Source organism: Escherichia sp. 20412-1 (genome assembly GCF_003027595.1).
GTDB classification, from domain to species: Bacteria; Pseudomonadota; Gammaproteobacteria; order Enterobacterales; family Enterobacteriaceae; genus Escherichia; species Escherichia marmotae.
Genome location: NZ_PYQM01000011.1, coordinates 57617 through 76348 on the forward strand (window position 1 = coordinate 57617; position 18732 = coordinate 76348).

At 52.1% G+C, this 18732-nt stretch carries 18 protein-coding genes; 11 read left to right on the top strand and 7 right to left on the bottom strand.

What is annotated here, in order from left to right:
* Nucleotides 1-87: 87 nt before the first annotated feature.
* The 4 genes from C7B16_RS10180 to C7B16_RS10195 are packed head-to-tail and all read left to right on the top strand — an operon-like array spanning nucleotide 88 to nucleotide 6865.
* Nucleotides 88-1209, top strand: a complete 1122-nt coding sequence (locus C7B16_RS10180; protein ID WP_107179623.1) for an efflux RND transporter periplasmic adaptor subunit — start codon at nucleotides 88-90, stop codon at nucleotides 1207-1209.
* Nucleotides 1209-4316 carry an efflux RND transporter permease subunit gene (locus C7B16_RS10185; RefSeq protein ID WP_181244188.1) on the top strand — a complete coding sequence of 1036 codons (3108 nt, stop codon included), beginning with the start codon at nucleotides 1209-1211 and terminating at the stop codon, nucleotides 4314-4316. The genes C7B16_RS10180 and C7B16_RS10185 overlap by 1 nt, the downstream gene beginning before the upstream one ends.
* Nucleotides 4317-4319: 3 nt before the next feature.
* The gene (locus C7B16_RS10190) at nucleotides 4320-5693 is read left to right on the top strand and encodes an efflux transporter outer membrane subunit (protein ID WP_107179624.1); all 1374 of its coding nucleotides are present in this window, start codon (nucleotides 4320-4322) and stop codon (nucleotides 5691-5693) included.
* Nucleotides 5694-5701: 8 nt separating this feature from the next.
* On the top strand, nucleotides 5702-6865 hold the full coding sequence (locus C7B16_RS10195; protein ID WP_107179625.1) for a multidrug effflux MFS transporter: 1164 nt from the start codon (nucleotides 5702-5704) through the stop codon (nucleotides 6863-6865).
* A 61-nt stretch (nucleotides 6866-6926) separates the two neighbouring features.
* On the opposite strand, the gene sapF is transcribed toward C7B16_RS10195, so the two are convergent.
* The 7 genes from sapF to pspF all read right to left on the bottom strand — a co-directional run bounded on the left by sapF (nucleotide 6927) and on the right by pspF (nucleotide 13961).
* The gene (gene sapF / locus C7B16_RS10200; RefSeq protein WP_000573415.1) at nucleotides 6927-7733 is read right to left on the bottom strand and encodes a peptide ABC transporter ATP-binding protein SapF; all 807 of its coding nucleotides are present in this window, start codon (nucleotides 7731-7733) and stop codon (nucleotides 6927-6929) included.
* Nucleotide 7734: 1 nt separating this feature from the next.
* Complete coding sequence (gene sapD, locus C7B16_RS10205) at nucleotides 7735-8727, bottom strand: peptide ABC transporter ATP-binding protein SapD (protein WP_001128856.1); 993 nt, start codon at nucleotides 8725-8727, stop codon at nucleotides 7735-7737.
* On the bottom strand, nucleotides 8727-9617 hold the full coding sequence (gene sapC / locus C7B16_RS10210) for a peptide ABC transporter permease SapC (RefSeq protein WP_001146144.1): 891 nt from the start codon (nucleotides 9615-9617) through the stop codon (nucleotides 8727-8729). Before sapC ends, sapD begins: the two co-directional genes overlap by 1 nt.
* A complete protein-coding gene (sapB, locus tag C7B16_RS10215) occupies nucleotides 9604-10569 on the bottom strand; it encodes a putrescine export ABC transporter permease SapB (RefSeq protein WP_000583280.1) in 966 nt (321 codons plus the stop codon). Before sapB ends, sapC begins: the two co-directional genes overlap by 14 nt.
* Nucleotides 10566-12209, bottom strand: a complete 1644-nt coding sequence (gene sapA / locus C7B16_RS10220) for an ABC transporter substrate-binding protein SapA (protein WP_107179626.1) — start codon at nucleotides 12207-12209, stop codon at nucleotides 10566-10568. Before sapA ends, sapB begins: the two co-directional genes overlap by 4 nt.
* Nucleotides 12210-12509: 300 nt before the next feature.
* Nucleotides 12510-12755 carry a YmjA family protein gene (locus tag C7B16_RS10230; protein WP_107179627.1) on the bottom strand — a complete coding sequence of 82 codons (246 nt, stop codon included), beginning with the start codon at nucleotides 12753-12755 and terminating at the stop codon, nucleotides 12510-12512.
* Between the two features lie 228 nt (nucleotides 12756-12983).
* Entirely contained in the window at nucleotides 12984-13961 is a 978-nt protein-coding gene (pspF, locus tag C7B16_RS10235) for a phage shock protein operon transcriptional activator (RefSeq protein ID WP_001516479.1), read from the bottom strand.
* Between the two features lie 165 nt (nucleotides 13962-14126).
* Between pspF and pspA the strand changes: the two genes are divergently transcribed.
* The 7 genes from pspA (at nucleotide 14127) to C7B16_RS10270 (ending at nucleotide 18627) form a co-directional block, all read left to right on the top strand.
* The gene (pspA, locus tag C7B16_RS10240) at nucleotides 14127-14795 is read left to right on the top strand and encodes a phage shock protein PspA (protein WP_107179628.1); all 669 of its coding nucleotides are present in this window, start codon (nucleotides 14127-14129) and stop codon (nucleotides 14793-14795) included.
* Nucleotides 14796-14849: 54 nt separating this feature from the next.
* A complete protein-coding gene (gene pspB / locus C7B16_RS10245; protein ID WP_001274965.1) occupies nucleotides 14850-15074 on the top strand; it encodes an envelope stress response membrane protein PspB in 225 nt (74 codons plus the stop codon).
* Entirely contained in the window at nucleotides 15074-15433 is a 360-nt protein-coding gene (pspC, locus tag C7B16_RS10250) for an envelope stress response membrane protein PspC (protein WP_107179629.1), read from the top strand. Before pspB ends, pspC begins: the two co-directional genes overlap by 1 nt.
* Nucleotides 15434-15441: 8 nt before the next feature.
* Nucleotides 15442-15663 carry a phage shock protein PspD gene (pspD, locus tag C7B16_RS10255; RefSeq protein ID WP_001469239.1) on the top strand — a complete coding sequence of 74 codons (222 nt, stop codon included), beginning with the start codon at nucleotides 15442-15444 and terminating at the stop codon, nucleotides 15661-15663.
* A gap of 74 nt (nucleotides 15664-15737) precedes the next feature.
* A complete protein-coding gene (gene pspE / locus C7B16_RS10260) occupies nucleotides 15738-16052 on the top strand; it encodes a thiosulfate sulfurtransferase PspE (protein ID WP_000473116.1) in 315 nt (104 codons plus the stop codon).
* A 119-nt stretch (nucleotides 16053-16171) separates the two neighbouring features.
* Entirely contained in the window at nucleotides 16172-17569 is a 1398-nt protein-coding gene (locus C7B16_RS10265; protein ID WP_016248745.1) for a YcjX family protein, read from the top strand.
* On the top strand, nucleotides 17566-18627 hold the full coding sequence (locus C7B16_RS10270; protein WP_107179630.1) for a YcjF family protein: 1062 nt from the start codon (nucleotides 17566-17568) through the stop codon (nucleotides 18625-18627). The genes C7B16_RS10265 and C7B16_RS10270 overlap by 4 nt, the downstream gene beginning before the upstream one ends.
* Nucleotides 18628-18732 lie beyond the last annotated feature (105 nt).

Sequence of the window (18732 nt, forward strand, 5' to 3'; positions counted from 1 at the left end):
CGCGATGCGGGTTCGTTATATCTGAATATCCCTGACATATCCTCATTAATTTTAATGAGGAGGGTATTGTTCACCCTGGAGAAAATAATGAAGTATATAGCAACGTCTGTAGTGGCAATGCTGCTCTTATCTGGTTGTGATAATACGCAAAATAACAATTCATCCCCGTCGGAAACAGAAGTGGGCGTTGTTACGCTCAAATCTCAACCGGTTTCTGTAGTCAGTGAATTAACCGGGCGCACCAGTGCGGTACTCAGTGCTGAAGTACGTCCGCAGGTTGGGGGAATTATCCAGAAACGCTTGTTTAAGGAAGGTGATCTGGTTAAGGCCGGACAGCCGCTCTACCAGATTGATTCGGCCAGTTATCGGGCGGCATGGAATGAAGCCCGTGCTGCGTTGCAACAGGCGCAGGCACTGGTAAAAGCTGATTGCCAGAAAGCGCAGCGTTATGCCCGACTGGTGAAAGATAGCGGCGTGTCACAACAGGATGCTGATGATGCTCAGTCTACCTGTGCACAAGATAAAGCCAGTGTAGAAGCGAAAAAAGCTGCACTGGAAACCGCGCGAATTAATCTTGACTGGACCACGGTCACCGCGCCGATTTCCGGGCGCATAGGCATTTCGTCGGTGACGCCTGGCGCACTGGTAACCGCGTCGCAGGATACGGCGTTAACGACTATTCGTGGTCTGGAAACGATGTATGTTGATCTCACTCGCTCCAGTGTCGATTTACTGCGTCTGCGCAAACAGTCGCTGGCAACCAACAGCGATACCATGAGCGTCTCACTTATCCTGGAAGATGGTACAACGTATAGCGAAAAAGGTCGGCTGGAACTCACCGAAGTGGCCGTTGATGAATCTACCGGTTCGGTGACATTACGGGCGATTTTCCCTAATCCACAGCAGCAGTTGTTACCGGGTATGTTTGTTCGCGCTCGTGTCGATGAAGGCGTGATGGAAAACGCTATTCTCGCGCCGCAACAAGGTGTTACGCGTGATGCTAAAGGTAATGCTACCGCGCTGGTGGTGAATAAAGACAATAAAGTAGAGCAGCGCACGCTCGAAACGGGAGAAACCTACGGTGATAAATGGCTGGTGTTGAACGGCCTGCACAACGGTGACCGACTGATTGTCGAAGGTTCCGCCAAAGTAACTTCAGGGCAGACCGTCAAGGCCGTTGAGGTTCAGGCTAATGGAGGCAATGCCTGATGTTTTCGCGTTTTTTTGTTCGCAGACCCGTCTTTGCCTGGGTTATCGCCATTTTGATTATGTTGGCGGGGATTCTGGCCATTCGCACATTACCCGTCGCGCAATATCCTGATGTTGCGCCGCCGACCATCAGAATTTCAGCTACTTATACCGGTGCTTCTGCCGAAACGCTGGAAAACAGCGTAACTCAGGTTATCGAACAACAACTTACCGGGCTGGATAATTTGCTCTACTTCAGTTCCACCAGTAGTTCGGATGGCTCAGTCAGTATTAATGTGACGTTTGAACAAGGCACTGACCCTGATACCGCGCAGGTGCAGGTACAAAATAAAATACAGCAGGCGGAGTCACGTTTACCGAGCGAAGTACAGCAAACCGGTGTCACGGTGGAGAAATCACAAAGCAACTTTTTGCTGATTGCTGCCGTATATGACACTACCGACAAAGCGACCAGTTCCGATATTGCTGACTGGCTGGTGAGTAATCTTCAGGACCCGCTGGCGCGTGTTGAAGGCGTAGGGAGTCTGCAAGTTTTTGGGGCTGAATATGCGATGCGCATCTGGCTTGATCCAGCCAAACTGGCCTCATACTCGCTGATGCCATCCGATGTACAAAGTGCAATTGAAGCGCAAAACGTGCAAGTTACTGCCGGGAAAATCGGTGCTTTACCGTCATCGAACACGCAACAATTGACGGCAACAGTTCGTGCTCAGTCACGCCTGCAAACCGTTGAGCAATTTAAAAATATCATTGTTAAAAGCCAGTCAGACGGCGCGGTTGTTCGTATCAAGGATGTGGCTCGCGTTGAGATGGGTAGCGAAGATTATAACGCCATCAGTAAGTTGAACGGTCATCCGGCCGCAGGGGTAGCCGTGATGCTCTCACCGGGAGCGAATGCGTTAAACACGGCGACGCTGGTAAAGGATAAAATCGCAGAATTTCAGCGCAACATGCCACAGGGATACGACATCGCTTACCCAAAAGACAGCACTGAATTTATTAAAATCTCCGTAGAGGACGTAATTCAGACGCTGTTTGAAGCCATCGTACTGGTGGTTTGTGTGATGTATTTATTCCTGCAAAACTTGCGCGCTACGCTGATCCCGGCGTTAGCCGTGCCGGTCGTCTTGCTGGGGACGTTTGGCGTTCTTGCGTTGTTTGGCTATTCGATTAATACCCTGACGTTATTTGCAATGGTACTGGCGATCGGCCTGTTGGTGGACGATGCCATTGTGGTGGTGGAGAACGTCGAACGTATTATGCGTGACGAAGGACTGCCTGCGCGTGAAGCAACGGAAAAATCAATGGGCGAAATTTCTGGCGCTCTGGTTGCTATTGCTCTGGTACTGTCTGCCGTATTTCTGCCAATGGCGTTCTTTGGGGGATCTACGGGGGTAATTTATCGTCAGTTTTCGATAACCATTATTTCCGCCATGCTGCTTTCCGTGGTGGTCGCATTAACGCTGACTCCTGCGCTTTGTGGTTCTGTCCTCCATCATGTTCCACCGCATAAAAAAGGGTTTTTCGGCGCATTCAACCGCTTTTACCGTCTTACTGAAGAAAAGTACCAGCATGGCGTCCTTTATGTTTTGCGTCGTGCGGTGCGGGCTATGGGTGTCTATGTCGTGCTGGGCGGTGGAATGGCTCTGATGATGTGGAAACTGCCGGGCAGTTTCTTACCCACTGAAGACCAGGGCGAAATCATGGTGCAGTACACGCTGCCAGCCGGAGCGACCGCAGCTCGTACAGCAGAAGTAAACCGCCAGATTGTTGACTGGTTCCTGGTAAACGAAAAAGCAAACACTGATGTCATTTTTACCGTTGATGGTTTTAGTTTTAGTGGTAGCGGGCAGAACACCGGGATGGCGTTTGTCTCGTTGAAAAACTGGTCACAACGTAAGGGTGCAGAAAATACCGCCCAGGCCATTGCCTTACGGGCAACCAAAGAGTTGGGGGCAATTCGTGATGCTACGGTATTTGCCATGACTCCACCTGCGGTTGATGGTCTGGGGCATAGCAATGGCTTTACGTTTGAATTAATGGCAAGTGGTGCTACTGACCGTGAAACCTTACTTCAAATGCGTAACAAGTTGATTGAACAGGCTAATCAAAGCCCTGAGCTGATTTCTGTACGTGCCAATGACCTGCCGCAAATGCCGCAATTGCAGGTAGATATTGATAACAATAAAGCTGTATCGCTGGGTTTGAGTTTAAGTGATGTCACCGATACGCTGGCCAGCGCGTGGGGCGGTACTTATGTGAATGACTTTATTGACCGTGGCCGTGTGAAAAAAGTCTACATTCAGGGCGACAGTGAGTTTCGTTCTGCGCCGTCAGACTTAGGGAAATGGTTTGTGCGCGGTAGCGATAACGCCATGACTCCATTCTCTGCTTTTGCTACTACGCGCTGGATCTATGGCCCGGAAAAACTGGTGCGTTACAACGGCTCCGCGGCTTATGAAATTCAGGGGGAAAACGCGAGTGGTTTTAGTTCTGGCGACGCGATGGCAAAAATGGAAGCTCTGGCAAACAACCTTCCGGCAGGGACAACCTGGGCCTGGAGTGGCTTGTCATTGCAGGAGAAACTGGCCAGCGGTCAGGCACTGAGTCTGTATGCGGTCTCTATTCTGGTGGTTTTCCTCTGCCTTGCAGCACTGTACGAAAGTTGGTCAGTTCCGTTCTCGGTCATTCTGGTGATCCCGCTGGGGCTGCTCGGTGCGGCACTGGCGGCCTGGATGCGTGATTTAAACAACGACGTTTACTTCCAGGTGGCGCTATTAACCACTATCGGTTTGTCGTCGAAAAACGCCATTCTGATTGTGGAATTTGCCGAAGCGGCGGTTGCTGAGGGCTATTCCCTGAGTCGTGCGGCATTACGCGCGGCGCAGACCCGTTTACGTCCAATCATCATGACCTCGCTGGCGTTTATTGCGGGGGTTATGCCGCTGGCGATGGCGACCGGTGCAGGTGCGAACAGCCGCATCGCCATTGGTACGGGCATTATTGGCGGTACGCTGACCGCTACATTACTGGCCATCTTCTTCGTTCCTCTGTTTTTTGTGCTGGTTAAACGTTTGTTTGCCGGTAAACCGCGCCGTCAGGAGTAAGTTATGTTGCGTCGTTCTCTAATTTTTCTGGTGCTGTTGAGTGCGGGATGTGTCTCGCTCGATCCCCACTACAGCACGCCCGAATCCCCAATCCCGGCGAGCTTGCCGGGAGCACAGGGGCAGGGGAAGGCAATCAGCCATGACTGGCAACAGGTGATCCACGATCCCCGATTGCAGCAAGTGGTGACCATTGCACTGAACAGTAACCGCGATGTGCAAAAAGCGATTGCTGATATTGACTCAGCGCGGGCGCTCTATGGGCAAACTAATGCGTCGTTATTCCCGACGGTGAATGCAACCTTAAGTTCGACCCGCAGTCGTTCGCTGGCGAATGGCACGGGGACCACTGCTGAGGCTGACGGTACGGTGTCCAGTTTTACGTTAGATCTGTTTGGTCGTAATCAGAGTTTGTCACGGGCAGCGCGAGAAACCTGGCTTGCCAGTGAATTTACAGCCCAGAACACCCGTTTAACGCTGATTGCCGAAATCAGCACCGCCTGGCTGACCCTGGCGGCCGATAACAGCAACCTGGCTCTGGCAAAAGAAACGATGGCCAGCGCAGAGAACTCATTGAAAATTATCCAGCGTCAGCAGCAGGTTGGCACGGCGGCAGCGACAGATGTCAGCGAGGCGATGAGTATCTATCAGCAGGCGCGCGCCAGCGTTGCCAGCTATCAGACGCAAGTGATGCAGGATAAAAATGCCCTGAACTTACTGGCGGGTACAACACTTACGGAAAATCTGCTACCGGGAACACTGGAAAGCCTGCCGGAGCAGATGATAAGCCTGGTTCCTGTGGGAGTGTCATCTGACGTTTTGCTGCGTCGCCCGGATATCCAGGAAGCGGAACATAATCTGAAGAGCGCCAATGCTGATATTGGTGCCGCGCGGGCTAACTTTTTCCCGACGATTTCGCTGACTGCAAGTGCTGGCGTCGGCAGCGACGCATTATCGTCGCTGTTCAGCCACGGAATGCAGGTCTGGTCATTTGCGCCCTCGGTAACATTACCGCTGTTCACCGGCGGTAGTAATCTGGCGCAGCTTCGTTACGCAGAAGCACAAAAGCGCGGGCTTATTGCCACCTATGAGAAAACCGTTCAGAGCGCTTTCAAAGATGTTGCTGACGCGCTGGCTCGTAGAGCAACAGTTGAAGAACAACTGGATGCACAGCGTCAGTATGTTAAAGCTGAACAACAAACGGTCGATATTGGCCTGCGCCGCTATCAGGCCGGTGTCGGTGATTACCTGACCGTGTTGACGGCACAACGCACTTTGTGGAGCGCACAGCAGGCGTTACTGGCATTGCAACTGACTGATTTCACAAACCGGGTAACACTCTGGCAGTCGCTGGGCGGCGGCATGTCATCACTTAAGTAAGGAATAGTATGGCTAGAGTCTCTCTTTTATGGGCATTGATTCTTGGTCTTTTAGCCGGTATCGGCCCGATGTGTACTGACCTTTATTTGCCCGCATTACCTGAGATGTCGGAGCAACTGGCGACAACCACGACCATAACGCAATTGACGTTGACCGCGTCACTAATCGGTCTTGGCGTAGGGCAACTGTTATTTGGCCCTCTGAGCGACAAAATAGGACGTAAACGCCCGTTAATCTTGTCGTTACTATTGTTTATTGTCTCCTCCATTTTGTGCGCGACAACTAACAATATTTACTGGCTGGTGGTCTGGCGTTTTATTCAGGGGATCGCGGGGGCAGGTGGTTCGGTGCTCTCTCGTTCTATTGCTCGTGACAAATATCAGGGGGTAACGCTGACCCAGTTCTTTGCACTGTTAATGACGGTGAATGGCCTGGCTCCGGTATTGTCGCCAGTGCTGGGAGGTTACATTGTCAGCACCTTTGACTGGCGCACTTTATTCTGGGTAATGGCTGAAATTAGCACCGTACTGTTGCTGGGCTGTCTGTTATTTATCCATGAGACATTGCCAGAAAATAAAAGGGGCTCATCATTACTATTAACCGGACGAAGTGTGGTGCAGAACCGCCGTTTCATGCGTTTTTGCCTGATTCAAAGTTTTATGCTGGCTGGCTTGTTTGCGTACATCGGTTCTTCGTCTTTCGTATTACAGAAAGAATTTGGCTTTAGCCCAATGCAATTCAGCCTGGTGTTTGGCCTTAACGGCATCGGGCTTATCATCGCTTCATGGATCTTCTCACGACTGGCCCGACGACTTAACCCGATGAAATTGTTGAGAGGCGGCCTGGTAGCGGCGATTCTGTGTGCATTGCTCACTGTCTTATGTGCATGGTTGCAGTTACCCATTCCGGCACTGGTGGCATTATTTTTCACCATCGCATTTTGTAGCGGCATAGGCACTGTTGGTGGGGCTGAGGCAATGAGTGCTGTAGGGACGCAAGAATCAGGAACGGCATCTGCGCTGATGGGGATGAGTATGTTTGTCTTTGGCGGTATAGCTGCGCCGTTATCGGGAGTAGGTGGGGAAACTCTGTTAAAAATGAGCCTGGCGATTACGGTGTGTTACACGCTGGCATTGCTGGTTGCTCTCACCAGAATCGACAGTCAGAAGTAATGGATTAATGAATGCCTCATTCTGACGGGGATTTTCCCCTGTCAGAATGAGGCGCCGAAGATTAACGATCTTTGCGCCACGCATCTGCCGTCAACGCTTCGCCAAAGTGCCCGGAAATGAGCCGCTTGGTGAGTTCATGTAGCGGCGATGCCAGCACGTCAGCCGTACTGCCGCGCTCGACCACTTCGCCCTGATGCATGACCAGAACCTGGTCGCTGATATGCTTCATCATCCCGATGTGTTGGGTAACATAAATATAAGAAATGCCCTGTTTTTCTTGTAACTCCAGCATCAGGTTAATCAACTGCGAACGCATCGACATATCCAGCGAGGCGAGAGCTTCATCCGCGATAATGACTTTAGGGCGCAATATTAGTGCGCGAGCCAGACCCAGACGCTGTTTTTGCCCTGGTGCCAACATATGCGGATAGTAACTGACGTGATCCGGCAGCAGTCCGACCATTCGCATCGTTTCAATAATCTGTTTGCGCCGCTGCTCAGGCTCGAGGTCAGTGTTCAGGCGCAGCGGAAAATCCAGGATCTGCGAGATACGCTGACGTGGATTCAACGAGGTCGACGGGTCCTGAAAGATCATGCGAATCCGCTGGCTGCGGAAAGAGTAATCGCCAAAATGCAGCGGATGATCGTCAATCAATAACTCACCGCTGGTTGGCTCAATCATTCCCGCCAGCATTTTCGCCAGCGTCGATTTTCCGGAACCGTTCTCGCCAATAATCGCCAGCGTCTGGCGTTCACGCAGCGTAAAGCTCAAGGGTTTTACGGCTTCTACGGTCTGACGACGAAACCAGCCGGTTCGGTAGCGGAACGTTTTGCTTAAATTACGCACTTCGAGCAGGGTTTCTATCATCTCACTCTTTCTCCATGTTCAGCGGGAAATGACAGGCATAGAGATGATTTTTCGCCCCCGTCAAACGCGGCGTCACAATACATTCTCGTTGTGCATACGGGCAACGTGGTCCCAGACGACAGCCAATCGGTAATTGTTCCAGCAGAGGGATGGCACCGGGCAGCGTATTGAGGCGACTTTTATGCGGCATCGCGCTGCCGAAGTCCGGTATCGCGCGGATCAACGCCTGGGTATAAGGATGATGCGGCATCGTCACCAGCTCCTTACTTGGCGCGGATTCCACCGTTTGGCCACAGTAAAGCACGTTAATTTTATCCGCCCATTGGCTAAGCATTTGTAAGTCATGGCTGATAAGCAAAATGGTGGTGTTACTGTTCTGATTCAGACGCGTCAGCAGGCGAAAAATTTGCGCCTGGGTGGTTGGCTCCATCGAGTTTGTCGGTTCGTCAGCTATCAGCAGACGTGGTTGATTTGCCAGCGCGATGGCAATCATCACTTTCTGGCATTCACCTTCGGTTAACTCATACGGAAAGCTGCGCATCGCATCTTTGTGATCTTTAATCCCCACACGGTGCAGCAGCTCAATGGCACGGCGTTTGCGCCAGCCAAAACGCTGCCACCAACGCCCTTTGTAGGTCCAGGCCGGGATATTTTGCATCAACTGACGACCCACACGTTCAGAAGGGTCGAGACACGATTGCGGTTCCTGAAAGATCATCGATACATTGTGCCCAACCAGCTTGCGCCGTTCGCGCGCGGAGAGACGCAACAGATCGATATCATCAAAACGCATACGGTCAGCGGTAACACGCCAGTTATCTTTATTAACGCCACAAATCGCTTTCGCAATCAAACTTTTGCCGGAGCCAGACTCGCCAACAAGGCCACGGATTTCACCTTCGGTTAAGGTCATACTCACGCGGTCAACGGCTTTAACCCACTCATCACCGGTTTTAAATTCAATGGTCAGGTTACGAATATCCAGTAACGGCATTATTCCACCCCCGCAATAATCGCACGACGTACACCATCGCCAAGGAGGTTAACCAACAACACGCTGATCATAATTGCCGCTCCAGGCAGCATCACGGTCCACGGGGCGACATAAATCAGCTCCAGTGCATCGCCAAGCATCGCTCCCCATTCAGGCGAGGGGAGTTGCGCGCCGAGATCGAGAAAGCCCAGCGCGGCGATATCAAGAATTGCCATCGACAGTGCGCGGGTGATCTCTGTGACCAGTCCGGCGGTAATGTTCGGCAACACGGCAAACCAGAGAATATTCAGCGTCGTTGCGCCATCCAGACGGGCAGCAATAACGTACTCTTTTTCCAGCTCATCATGCACCATGCTGTAGACCGAACGCACCATACGCGGCAGTAACGCCAGCCAGACGGCAAACATTGCGTGCGACAAACTCGGCCCGGCAAACGCGACGACGATAATCGCCAGCAGCAGGGACGGGATCGCCAGTAAAGTATCCAGAATATGGTTAAGCACCGCTGACCGTAAACCATGCGTAGCACCGGCGAAGGTGCCGAGCACAAGACCACAGATTGTCGCGGCAAGCGTCACCACAAATGCGCCGCCGACGGTAGGCGCAGCACCGCTCAGTAAACGGCTTAAAACATCGCGACCAAGGTCATCGGTGCCGAGGAAAAAAGAGACTTCTCCGTAGCGCGACCATGACGGCGGCAACAATTGATAACCGAGAAATTGCTGGTCGATGTCGTAAGGCGCAAACCAGCCGCCAAAAATACACAACACAGCCAGCCCCGCGCAGCCGTACAGGCCGACCATTGCAGCGGCATCACCATAGAATTTGCGCCAGGCGGTACGCAGCGTGCCGGGCGGGCGCTTCTCGCTGTATACGCTATCGTAAGGCATACCATTCCTTATGTTTCAGAGGGTTAGCCATGGCACCCAAAATATCAGAAATCACGTTAACAATAATGACCAGTGAACCGCAGACCATCACTCCGGCGGAAATGGCTGCGTAATCCTGCTGGCGGATGGCGTTAATTAACCAGCGGCCAAGTCCAGGCCAGCTAAAGACCATTTCGGTGATCATCGCCAGTGTCAGCATGGTGGAGAACTGTAATCCCAGGCGAGGGATGACAGGAGGTAACGCGTTATGTAACACGTGGCGACGCAAAATAGTAAAGCGCGACAAACCGCGGGTTGCCGCTGCTTTCACATAGTTCTGGTCATACACTTCGATGGTGCTGATACGCATCAGACGGATCACTTCGGTAGTCGGTGCAACCGACAGGGTGATGACTGGCAATACCATATGACGCATTGCGCTCATGATCATTTCATCCCGCCACGGTGAGTCCGAAAGCCAGGCATCAATCAACGCAAAACCGGTAATCGGTTTCACTTCGTAGAGCAGATCGAAACGCCCTGAAACGGGCAGCCAGCCTAATGTAAGCGAACAAAACAGCGTCAACAGAAGTGCCAGCCAGAAAACAGGGATTGAAAAGCCCAATAACGCGATGGCGTTGATCAAATTATCCTGCCACTTATGGCGTGTAATTCCGGCAATCATCCCCACGGGGATCCCAACAATCAGCGCAAAACCGAAGGCGAGAATGCACAGCTCCATCGTCGCCGGGAAGACCTCTTTTAACTGCTCGGCAATCGGCTGACCGTTAATGCTGGAAACGCCAAAATCCCAGTGGATCAGGCCGTTAAACCAGAACACCCATGCATTCCACAGCGACGCGCCTTGTAACGGCGCATGTGGCGTGAAATAGCTCAAACTGAAGCCAACAAAGGTCAGCAGGAACAAGGTCACGATCAATAACAAAATGCGGCGTAAGGTGAAGATAATCATGGTTTTTTCACCTCATTTTGCTTTTCGCGGTACACCCCTGCGAAGGAGGCGTTACCAAACGGGCTAAGAACCAGCCCTTTGATATCGTAACGGTAGGCCTGCAAGCGCAGTGACGAGGCCAGCGGCAGAATGGGCAACTCCTGCGCCAGAATACTTTGCGCTTCGTCATAGGCTTCAATACGCGCAGCCAGTTGCTGCGAGGAGAGCGCCTTACGCAATACGCTGTCAAATTTCGGATCGCACCAGTGGGCAAGGTTGGTCTGGGAGTGAATGGCCGCACAGCTTAGTAACGGACGGAAGAAACTGTCCGGATCATTACTGTCCGTCGCCCAACCGGATAACGTCAGATCATGGCTCATATCCATCAATCGCGCCTCCTGAAAACGACCTTCTACCGGTACAATCACCACTTTCACGCCGACCTGCGCCATATCCGCCTGAATGAGTTCGGCGGTCTTCAGCGGGCTGGGGTTCCACGCCTGTGAGCGCGTCGGCACCCACAGTTTCAGCGTTAAGTTTTCCAGCCCCAACGCCTTCAACTGTTCGCGTGATTTCGCTGGATTGTATTCGGTAATTTTAGCCTCGTTGTCATAAGCCCACGAGGCGCGCGGTAAAATTGAGGCCGCAGTTTCAGCCGTACCGTAATAGATAGATTGCATCAGGCGCTGGTTATTGATCGACAACGCCAGCGCGTGGCGGACTGCTGGATTATTTAGCGGCGGTTTGGCGGTGTTAAACGCCAGATAGGCAACGTTCATCCCCGGACGCAGCGTTAAACGCAAACGCGGGTCATCGCGCAAAATAGATAGCTGACTTGCAGCGGGCCAGGCCAGAACGTCACATTCACCGGTCAAGAGTTTCGACAGCCGTCCGGTGCCGCCAGAGCCTAAATCCACCACCACCTGCGGCATCAACGGCTTGCCTCGCCAGAATTCATCATGACGTTGTAAGCGAATATATTGCCCCGTGCGATTTTCCGACAGTTTATACGGTCCGGTGCCGACGGGCTGGCGGTCGAGTTGCTCCTGGCGATCTTCTTGCTCTAACTTCTGGGCGTATTCGGCAGACATTACCGACGCATAGTGGGTTGCCAGGTGCCATAAAAAGGAGGCGTCAGGCTGGGACAGACGGAACTCAACGGTGTGATTATCCAGCTTGCGGACGCTTTTAACGTTGTCGGCAAATTGCAGACTGTCGAAATAGGGGAAGTTGCTACCGTTGACGTTATGCCACGGGTTGCTGCGGTCAAAAATTCGCTGGAAGGTAAACACCACATCATCGGCATTCATTTTGCGTGTGGGAGTAAACCAGGCCGTTTTTTGAAACGGGACATCGCGGCGCAGGTGGAAGCGATAGGTCGCGCCGTTGTCGAGCACTTCCCAGCTTTCGGCAAGTTCCGGCATCAGACGATAGGTATAAGGATCGACATCCAGCAGTCGATCATAAAACTGGGCGGCAAGGGTATCGACAATTAACCCACTGCTCGCTTTGGATGGGTTAAAGGTGTTGACTTGTCCGCTGACGCAATAGACAAAACCGCTGTCGCGGATATCAGCGTGCGGGGTGGGTTCAGGCGCGGCGATTGCCTGACCACTCACAAGTCCAGCAATCACCAAAAGAGACGATAATACCTGGCGCATAATATTAAGGGATTTTATGTAAAGAGGCTATCTTACTAATATTTAATGACATTTGCCATTACCGTTTGTGTTCAGGGGTCGTAATGAGGGCCGTGTGGTTGGTCGTTGAACAGGTGGCGTCGCCATCTGTTCAACATTCGTACCCGTGATTTCTTTATAACTATAACTCACAGAACAACTTAGCGAGGTGCAGACAGGCGCGATCGTGAGACTGACTGCAGATTGCTGACAAGGTGTGTCTCATTTTTAGCCGGATGCGGTACGGCCTACAATCCTGGCCGGGCGTCCACTATTAAATGATTACTCATTACCCCATTGATTCAAGAACTCTGCGATCTCATCAATGTGCGCGGGATTAATCCCTGCTTCAGCAGCCATTTCATGCTGGGCTTCTTCGCTGATCTCTTCATTGTTCATCAAATGGGTGAGCAGTAACTGGAAGTAGTGGGCCAGCGCCGTGCGCTCAGATTCTGCGACAGATTTTGCGCATTCGCTCGCGTATTCATCGGCAATATCGAAATATTTCAGTGGGATATCGTGGTTCATGGTTTACCCTGGGGTTAATGCGTTAAGCATAGGGGCGGATGATAGCACTCGTGATCCGGGTCATACATCTTTTTATAGATAACGGCGCTGCGCACCGCCAGTGCGCCAGGCTGCGTCTGGCGAAACCAGTATCATGCACTAGCTGAGACAGTATATTGAATTTAAACGGTTTTGTTGGTCGAACAGGACGTTTACGCCGCATCCGGCAAGTGACATTGCCTAACCCCGCTAAATCTGGTGCTTTTTCAACAATGCGCGGAACTGATGATAGGTTAATCCCAGTAATTCAGCCGCGCGTTTCTGGTTATATTTCCCCTGTTGCAAACTGAGCTGAAGTAACTCTTTTTCCTGCAGCATCTGAAATTCGCGCAAATCCACTGGCAACGCCGGAAGTGATGTCGTTTCTGAAACGGCGATAGCTTCTTCCGGTGGACGCTGTTTAAAGGGATCAATAATGATGTCATCAAGCGGATAATCGCTGGTGCCGTGGCGATACACCGAACGTTCCACCACGTTTTTCAATTCACGAATATTTCCCGGCCAGCGATAATTTAGCAGCGTTTCTCTGGCGCGTTCCGTAAAACCCGGGAATAGAGGCAGTTTGATTTCCCGACACATTTGGATGGCAAAGTGTTCCGCCATCAGCATAATATCGCCTTCACGCTCACGCAGCGGCGGCAGTTGCACCACGTCGAAAGCCAGACGGTCGAGCAGGTCGGCGCGAAAAGTGCCTTCATTGACCATCGCCGGAAGGTCGGCGTTCGTGGCACATACCAGCCGCACATTGACCTGTAATGGCTGACTACCGCCGACGCGTTCCAGTTCACCATACTCGATCACGCGCAACAATTTTTCCTGCACCATCATCGGTGCCGTAGCGAGTTCATCAAGAAACAACGTGCCGCCGTCTGCGCGTTCAAATCGTCCCGGATGACGTTTTTGCGCGCCGGTAAACGCGCCAGCTTCATGGCCAAACAGTTCGGAATCCAGCAGATTTTCATTTAACGCCGCGCAGTTAAGAGAAATAAACGGCCCTTGCCAACGCGAAGAAAGGTAGTGCAGGCGGCTGGCGATCAACTCTTTACCGGTGCCGCGCTCGCCAATAATCAACACTGGTTTGTCCAGCGGCGCGAGATGCGAAACCTGTTCCAGCACTTCGAGAAAGCTGTTCGCTTCACCGAGTAAGTTATCTTTGTATTCAGCCATGATGAAATTCGCCACTTGTTAGTGTAATTCGCTAATTCATCCTGGCATGTTGCTGTTGAATCTTCAATCAGATCTTTATAAATCAAAAAGATAAAAATTGGCACGCAAATTGTATTAACAGTTCAGCAGGACAATCCTGAACAAAGAAATCAAGAGGACAACATTATGGGTATTTTTTCTCGCTTTGCCGACATCGTGAATGCCAACATCAACGCCCTTTTAGAGAAGGCGGAAGACCCGCAGAAACTGGTGCGTCTGATGATCCAGGAGATGGAAGACACTTTGGTTGAAGTGCGTTCTACTTCGGCGCGTGCGCTGGCGGAAAAGAAACAACTGACTCGCCGGATTGAACAAGCGTCGGCTCGTGAAGTTGAGTGGCAGGAAAAAGCCGAACTGGCACTGCTGAAAGAGAGAGAAGATCTGGCGCGTGTAGCGTTAATTGAAAAACAGAAACTGACCGATCTGATTAAGTCCCTGGAACATGAAGTGACGTTGGTGGACGATACGCTAGCGCGCATGAAGAAAGAGATAGGCGAACTGGAAAACAAGTTGAGCGAAACCCGCGCTCGCCAGCAGGCATTAATGCTGCGTCATCAGGCGGCGAATTCGTCGCGCGATGTGCGCCGTCAGTTGGATAGCGGAAAACTTGATGAAGCGATGGCGCGTTTCGAATCTTTCGAACGTCGTATCGACCAGATGGAAGCAGAAGCAGAAAGCCACAGCTTTGGTAAACAACGATCGCTGGATGAGCAATTTGCTGAACTGAAAGCCGATGACGCAATCAGCGAGCAACTGGCGCAATTAAAAGCCAAAATGAAGCAAGATAATCAATAATAACACCCCAGGCGGCGTCTGAACGCGCCGCCGCTCATCGTCTAAGGAGTACTTATGAGCGCGCTATTTCTGGCTATTCCGTTAACCATTTTTGTGCTGTTTGTTTTGCCTATCTGGTTATGGCTGCATTACAGCAACCGCTCCAGCCGCGGTGAATTGTCGCAAAGTGAACAGCAGCGATTAGCGCAACTGGCAGATGAGGCAAAACGGATGCGTGAGCGTATTCAGGCGCTGGAGTCCATTCTTGATGCTGAACATCCGAACTGGAGGGATCGCTAATGGCGGGTATTAATCTCAATAAAAAATTATGGCGCATCCCACAACAGGGCATGGTGCGTGGTGTCTGCGCAGGGATTGCCAATTATTTTGATGTGCCCGTAAAACTGGTGCGTATTCTCGTGGTGCTGTCGATATTCTTCGGCCTGGCGCTGTTTACCCTGGTCGCTTACATCATCTTGTCATTTGCCCTTGACCCGATGCCGAACAACATGGCGTATGGTGAACAACAACCTTCCAGCAGCGAATTGCTGGATGAAGTCGGCCGTGAACTGGCGGCCAGTGAAACGCGTTTACGCGAGATGGAACGTTATGTCACTTCCGACACTTTCTCGCTACGTAGTCGTTTCCGTCAACTGTGAGGAAAGTTATGAATATTCGCTGGCAACAGGCCGGGCAAAAGGTGAAGCCTGGTTTCAAATTAGCAGGCAAGCTGGTACTTCTTACCGCACTGCGCTATGGCCCGGCGGGCGTTGCTGGTTGGGCGATAAAATCTGTTGCTCGTCGGCCGCTGAAAATGTTGCTGGCTGTGGCGCTGGAACCGCTGTTAAGTCGGGCCGCTAATAAACTGGCACAGCGCTATAAAAGGTGAGGGGAGTTTCGCAAAAATTGTTAAATCTCAGGCGTATAATGGATAGCAATTTTCATCCATAGAAGGACGCTTACATGTTTAAAAAAGGGTTACTAGCGCTGACGCTGGCGTTTTCACTGCCTGTTTTTGCCGCTGAACACTGGATCGATGTTCGTATTCCAGAACAGTATCAGCAAGAGCACGTTCAGGGAGCCATCAATATTCCCCTGAAGGAAGTGAAAGAGCGTATTGCCACCGCCGTTCCGGATAAAAACGACACCGTTAAAGTGTATTGCAACGCAGGGCGTCAGTCCGGACAGGCAAAAGAAATCCTCAGCGAAATGGGGTACACCCACGTTGAAAACGCCGGTGGTCTTAAAGATATTGAGATGCCGAAGGTCAAAGGTTAAAAGAATTACTCATTGAGCGGTGTAAATAACACCGCTTATTTATTTGATAAATCAAAATTAACCCACATTATTACCTCCAGCATCTCATCCTTTCTACAGCTTTCTGGCACAGGACAGCAATGAAGCGACTCAAAAATGAACTTAATGCGCTGGTGAATCGTGGTGTCGACAGGCACTTGCGACTGGCCGTAACCGGTCTTAGCCGCAGTGGGAAAACAGCGTTTATCACCGCGATGGTTAATCAGTTGCTCAATATTCATGCCGGAGCACGTTTGCCGCTATTAAGTGCGGTGCGTGAAGATCGTCTGCTGGGCGTAAAACGCATTCCCCAGCGTGACTTTGGCATTCCGCGCTTCACCTATGATGAAGGTCTGGCGCAATTATATGGCGATCCTCCGGCCTGGCCGACGCCAACGCGCGGCGTCAGCGAAATCCGCCTGGCATTGCGTTATAAATCGAATGATTCGCTGCTGCGTCATTTCAAGGACACCTCCACGTTGTATCTGGAGATTGTTGATTATCCCGGCGAGTGGCTACTCGATTTGCCAATGCTGGCACAGGATTATTTAAGCTGGTCGCGGCAGATGACGGGCTTGCTTAATGGTCAGCGTGGCGAGTGGTCGGCAAAATGGCGGATGATGTGCGAAGGGCTGGACCCGCTAGCGCCTGCCGACGAAAACCGTCTTGCGGACATTGCCGCCGCGTGGACCGATTATCTCCACCATTGCAAGCAGCAGGGACTGCACTTTATCCAGCCTGGTCGCTTTGTCTTGCCTGGCGATATGGCGGGAGCGCCTGCGTTGCAGTTCTTCCCGTGGCCGGATGTTGACGCCTGGGGTGAGTCCAAACTGGCACAGGCCGATAAACACACCAACGCCGGGATGCTGCGTGAGCGGTATAACTATTACTGCGAGAAAGTGGTGAAAGGTTTCTATAAGAATCACTTTCTGCGCTTCGACCGCCAGATTGTACTGGTGGATTGCCTGCAACCGCTCAACAGTGGTCCGCAGGCTTTTAACGATATGCGCCTGGCGCTGACGCAACTGATGCAGAGTTTTCATTATGGGCAGCGCACGCTGTTCCGGCGCTTGTTCTCGCCGGTTATCGACAAATTACTGTTTGCTGCGACGAAAGCGGACCATGTGACCATCGATCAGCACGCCAATATGGTTTCATTACTGCAACAACTGATTCAGGACGCCTGGCAAAATGCGGCGTTTGAAGGGATCAGCATGGATTGTCTGGGGCTGGCCTCAGTTCAGGCGACTACCAGCGGCATTATCGACGTTAACGGTGAGAAAATTCCGGCGCTGCGCGGCAATCGATTGAGCGATGGCGCACCGCTCACTGTTTATCCTGGCGAAGTTCCCGCACGTTTGCCCGGTCAGGCGTTCTGGGATAAGCAAGGTTTCCAGTTTGAGGCGTTTCGTCCGCAGGTAATGGATGTCGACAAACCGCTGCCGCATATTCGTCTTGATGCCGCGCTGGAATTTTTAATAGGAGATAAATTGCGATGACCGAACCGTTAAAACCACGTATTGATTTCGACGGTCCGCTGGAGGTCGATCAGAACCCTAAATTCAGGGCGCAGCAGACCTTTGACGAAAGTCAGGCGCAAAATTTTGCACCGGCGACGCTCGACGCAGCACAGGAAGAAGAAGGGCAAGTTGAAGCGGTGATGGATGCCGCATTACGCCCGAAACGCAGTCTGTGGCGCAAAATGGTGATGGGCGGGCTGACGCTGTTTGGCGTGAGCGTTGTTGGTCAGGGGGTGCAGTGGACGATGAATGCCTGGCAAACCCAGGACTGGGTGGCGCTGGGCGGTTGTGCCGCTGGGGCATTGATCATCGGCGCTGGCGTTGGCTCTGTGGTGACGGAGTGGCGGCGGTTATGGCGCTTGCGCCAGCGTGCTCATGAGCGTGATGAAGCGCGAGATTTGCTGCATAGCCACGGTACTGGAAAAGGGCGAGTTTTTTGTGAAAAGCTGGCGCAGCAGGCGGGGATCGATCAGTCGCATCCGGCGCTGCAACGCTGGTATGCCTCGATCCATGAAACGCAGAACGATCGCGAAGTCGTCAGTTTGTATGCCCATCTGGTTCAGCCGGTGCTGGATGCGCAGGCGCGCCGCGAAATCAGCCGTTCAGCGGCAGAATCTACGCTGATGATTGCCGTCAGTCCGCTGGCGCTGGTGGATATGGCGTTTATTGCCTGGCGCAATCTGCGGTTGATTAATCGCATCGCCACGCTGTATGGCATTGAACTGGGTTATTACAGCCGTTTGCGTCTGTTTAAACTGGTGCTGCTGAATATCGCTTTCGCCGGGGCCAGTGAACTGGTGCGCGAAGTGGGGATGGACTGGATGTCGCAGGATCTCGCCGCACGCTTGTCGACGCGCGCTGCCCAGGGAATTGGTGCCGGGCTACTGACTGCGCGTCTGGGAATTAAAGCTATGGAACTTTGCCGTCCGTTGCCGTGGATTGACGATGACAAACCCCGTCTGGGTGATTTCCGTCGTCAGCTTATCGGTCAGGTAAAAGAGACGCTGCAAAAGGGCAAAACGCCCAACGAAAAATAACGCAATATCGGGTACTGATCGGATATCTTTACGCCGAAGTGCCCGTTTATTCGTCTTTGTGTCAATGTTTGTTGACAGAAACCTTCCTGCCACTCGAATAGTGTC

What these genes read in the sequence shown, in the direction of transcription:
- C7B16_RS10180 (WP_107179623.1), top strand. Translation starts at nt 88, where the DNA reads ATGAAGTATATAGCAACGTCTGTAGTGGCAATGCTGCTCTTATCTGGT.
- C7B16_RS10185 (WP_181244188.1), top strand. Translation starts at nt 1,209, where the DNA reads ATGTTTTCGCGTTTTTTTGTTCGCAGACCCGTCTTTGCCTGGGTTATC.
- C7B16_RS10190 (WP_107179624.1), top strand. Translation starts at nt 4,320, where the DNA reads ATGTTGCGTCGTTCTCTAATTTTTCTGGTGCTGTTGAGTGCGGGATGT.
- C7B16_RS10195 (WP_107179625.1), top strand. Translation starts at nt 5,702, where the DNA reads ATGGCTAGAGTCTCTCTTTTATGGGCATTGATTCTTGGTCTTTTAGCC.
- sapF (WP_000573415.1), bottom strand. Translation starts at nt 7,733, where the DNA reads ATGATAGAAACCCTGCTCGAAGTGCGTAATTTAAGCAAAACGTTCCGC.
- sapD (WP_001128856.1), bottom strand. Translation starts at nt 8,727, where the DNA reads ATGCCGTTACTGGATATTCGTAACCTGACCATTGAATTTAAAACCGGT.
- sapC (WP_001146144.1), bottom strand. Translation starts at nt 9,617, where the DNA reads ATGCCTTACGATAGCGTATACAGCGAGAAGCGCCCGCCCGGCACGCTG.
- sapB (WP_000583280.1), bottom strand. Translation starts at nt 10,569, where the DNA reads ATGATTATCTTCACCTTACGCCGCATTTTGTTATTGATCGTGACCTTG.
- sapA (WP_107179626.1), bottom strand. Translation starts at nt 12,209, where the DNA reads ATGCGCCAGGTATTATCGTCTCTTTTGGTGATTGCTGGACTTGTGAGT.
- C7B16_RS10230 (WP_107179627.1), bottom strand. Translation starts at nt 12,755, where the DNA reads ATGAACCACGATATCCCACTGAAATATTTCGATATTGCCGATGAATAC.
- pspF (WP_001516479.1), bottom strand. Translation starts at nt 13,961, where the DNA reads ATGGCTGAATACAAAGATAACTTACTCGGTGAAGCGAACAGCTTTCTC.
- pspA (WP_107179628.1), top strand. Translation starts at nt 14,127, where the DNA reads ATGGGTATTTTTTCTCGCTTTGCCGACATCGTGAATGCCAACATCAAC.
- pspB (WP_001274965.1), top strand. Translation starts at nt 14,850, where the DNA reads ATGAGCGCGCTATTTCTGGCTATTCCGTTAACCATTTTTGTGCTGTTT.
- pspC (WP_107179629.1), top strand. Translation starts at nt 15,074, where the DNA reads ATGGCGGGTATTAATCTCAATAAAAAATTATGGCGCATCCCACAACAG.
- pspD (WP_001469239.1), top strand. Translation starts at nt 15,442, where the DNA reads ATGAATATTCGCTGGCAACAGGCCGGGCAAAAGGTGAAGCCTGGTTTC.
- pspE (WP_000473116.1), top strand. Translation starts at nt 15,738, where the DNA reads ATGTTTAAAAAAGGGTTACTAGCGCTGACGCTGGCGTTTTCACTGCCT.
- C7B16_RS10265 (WP_016248745.1), top strand. Translation starts at nt 16,172, where the DNA reads ATGAAGCGACTCAAAAATGAACTTAATGCGCTGGTGAATCGTGGTGTC.
- C7B16_RS10270 (WP_107179630.1), top strand. Translation starts at nt 17,566, where the DNA reads ATGACCGAACCGTTAAAACCACGTATTGATTTCGACGGTCCGCTGGAG.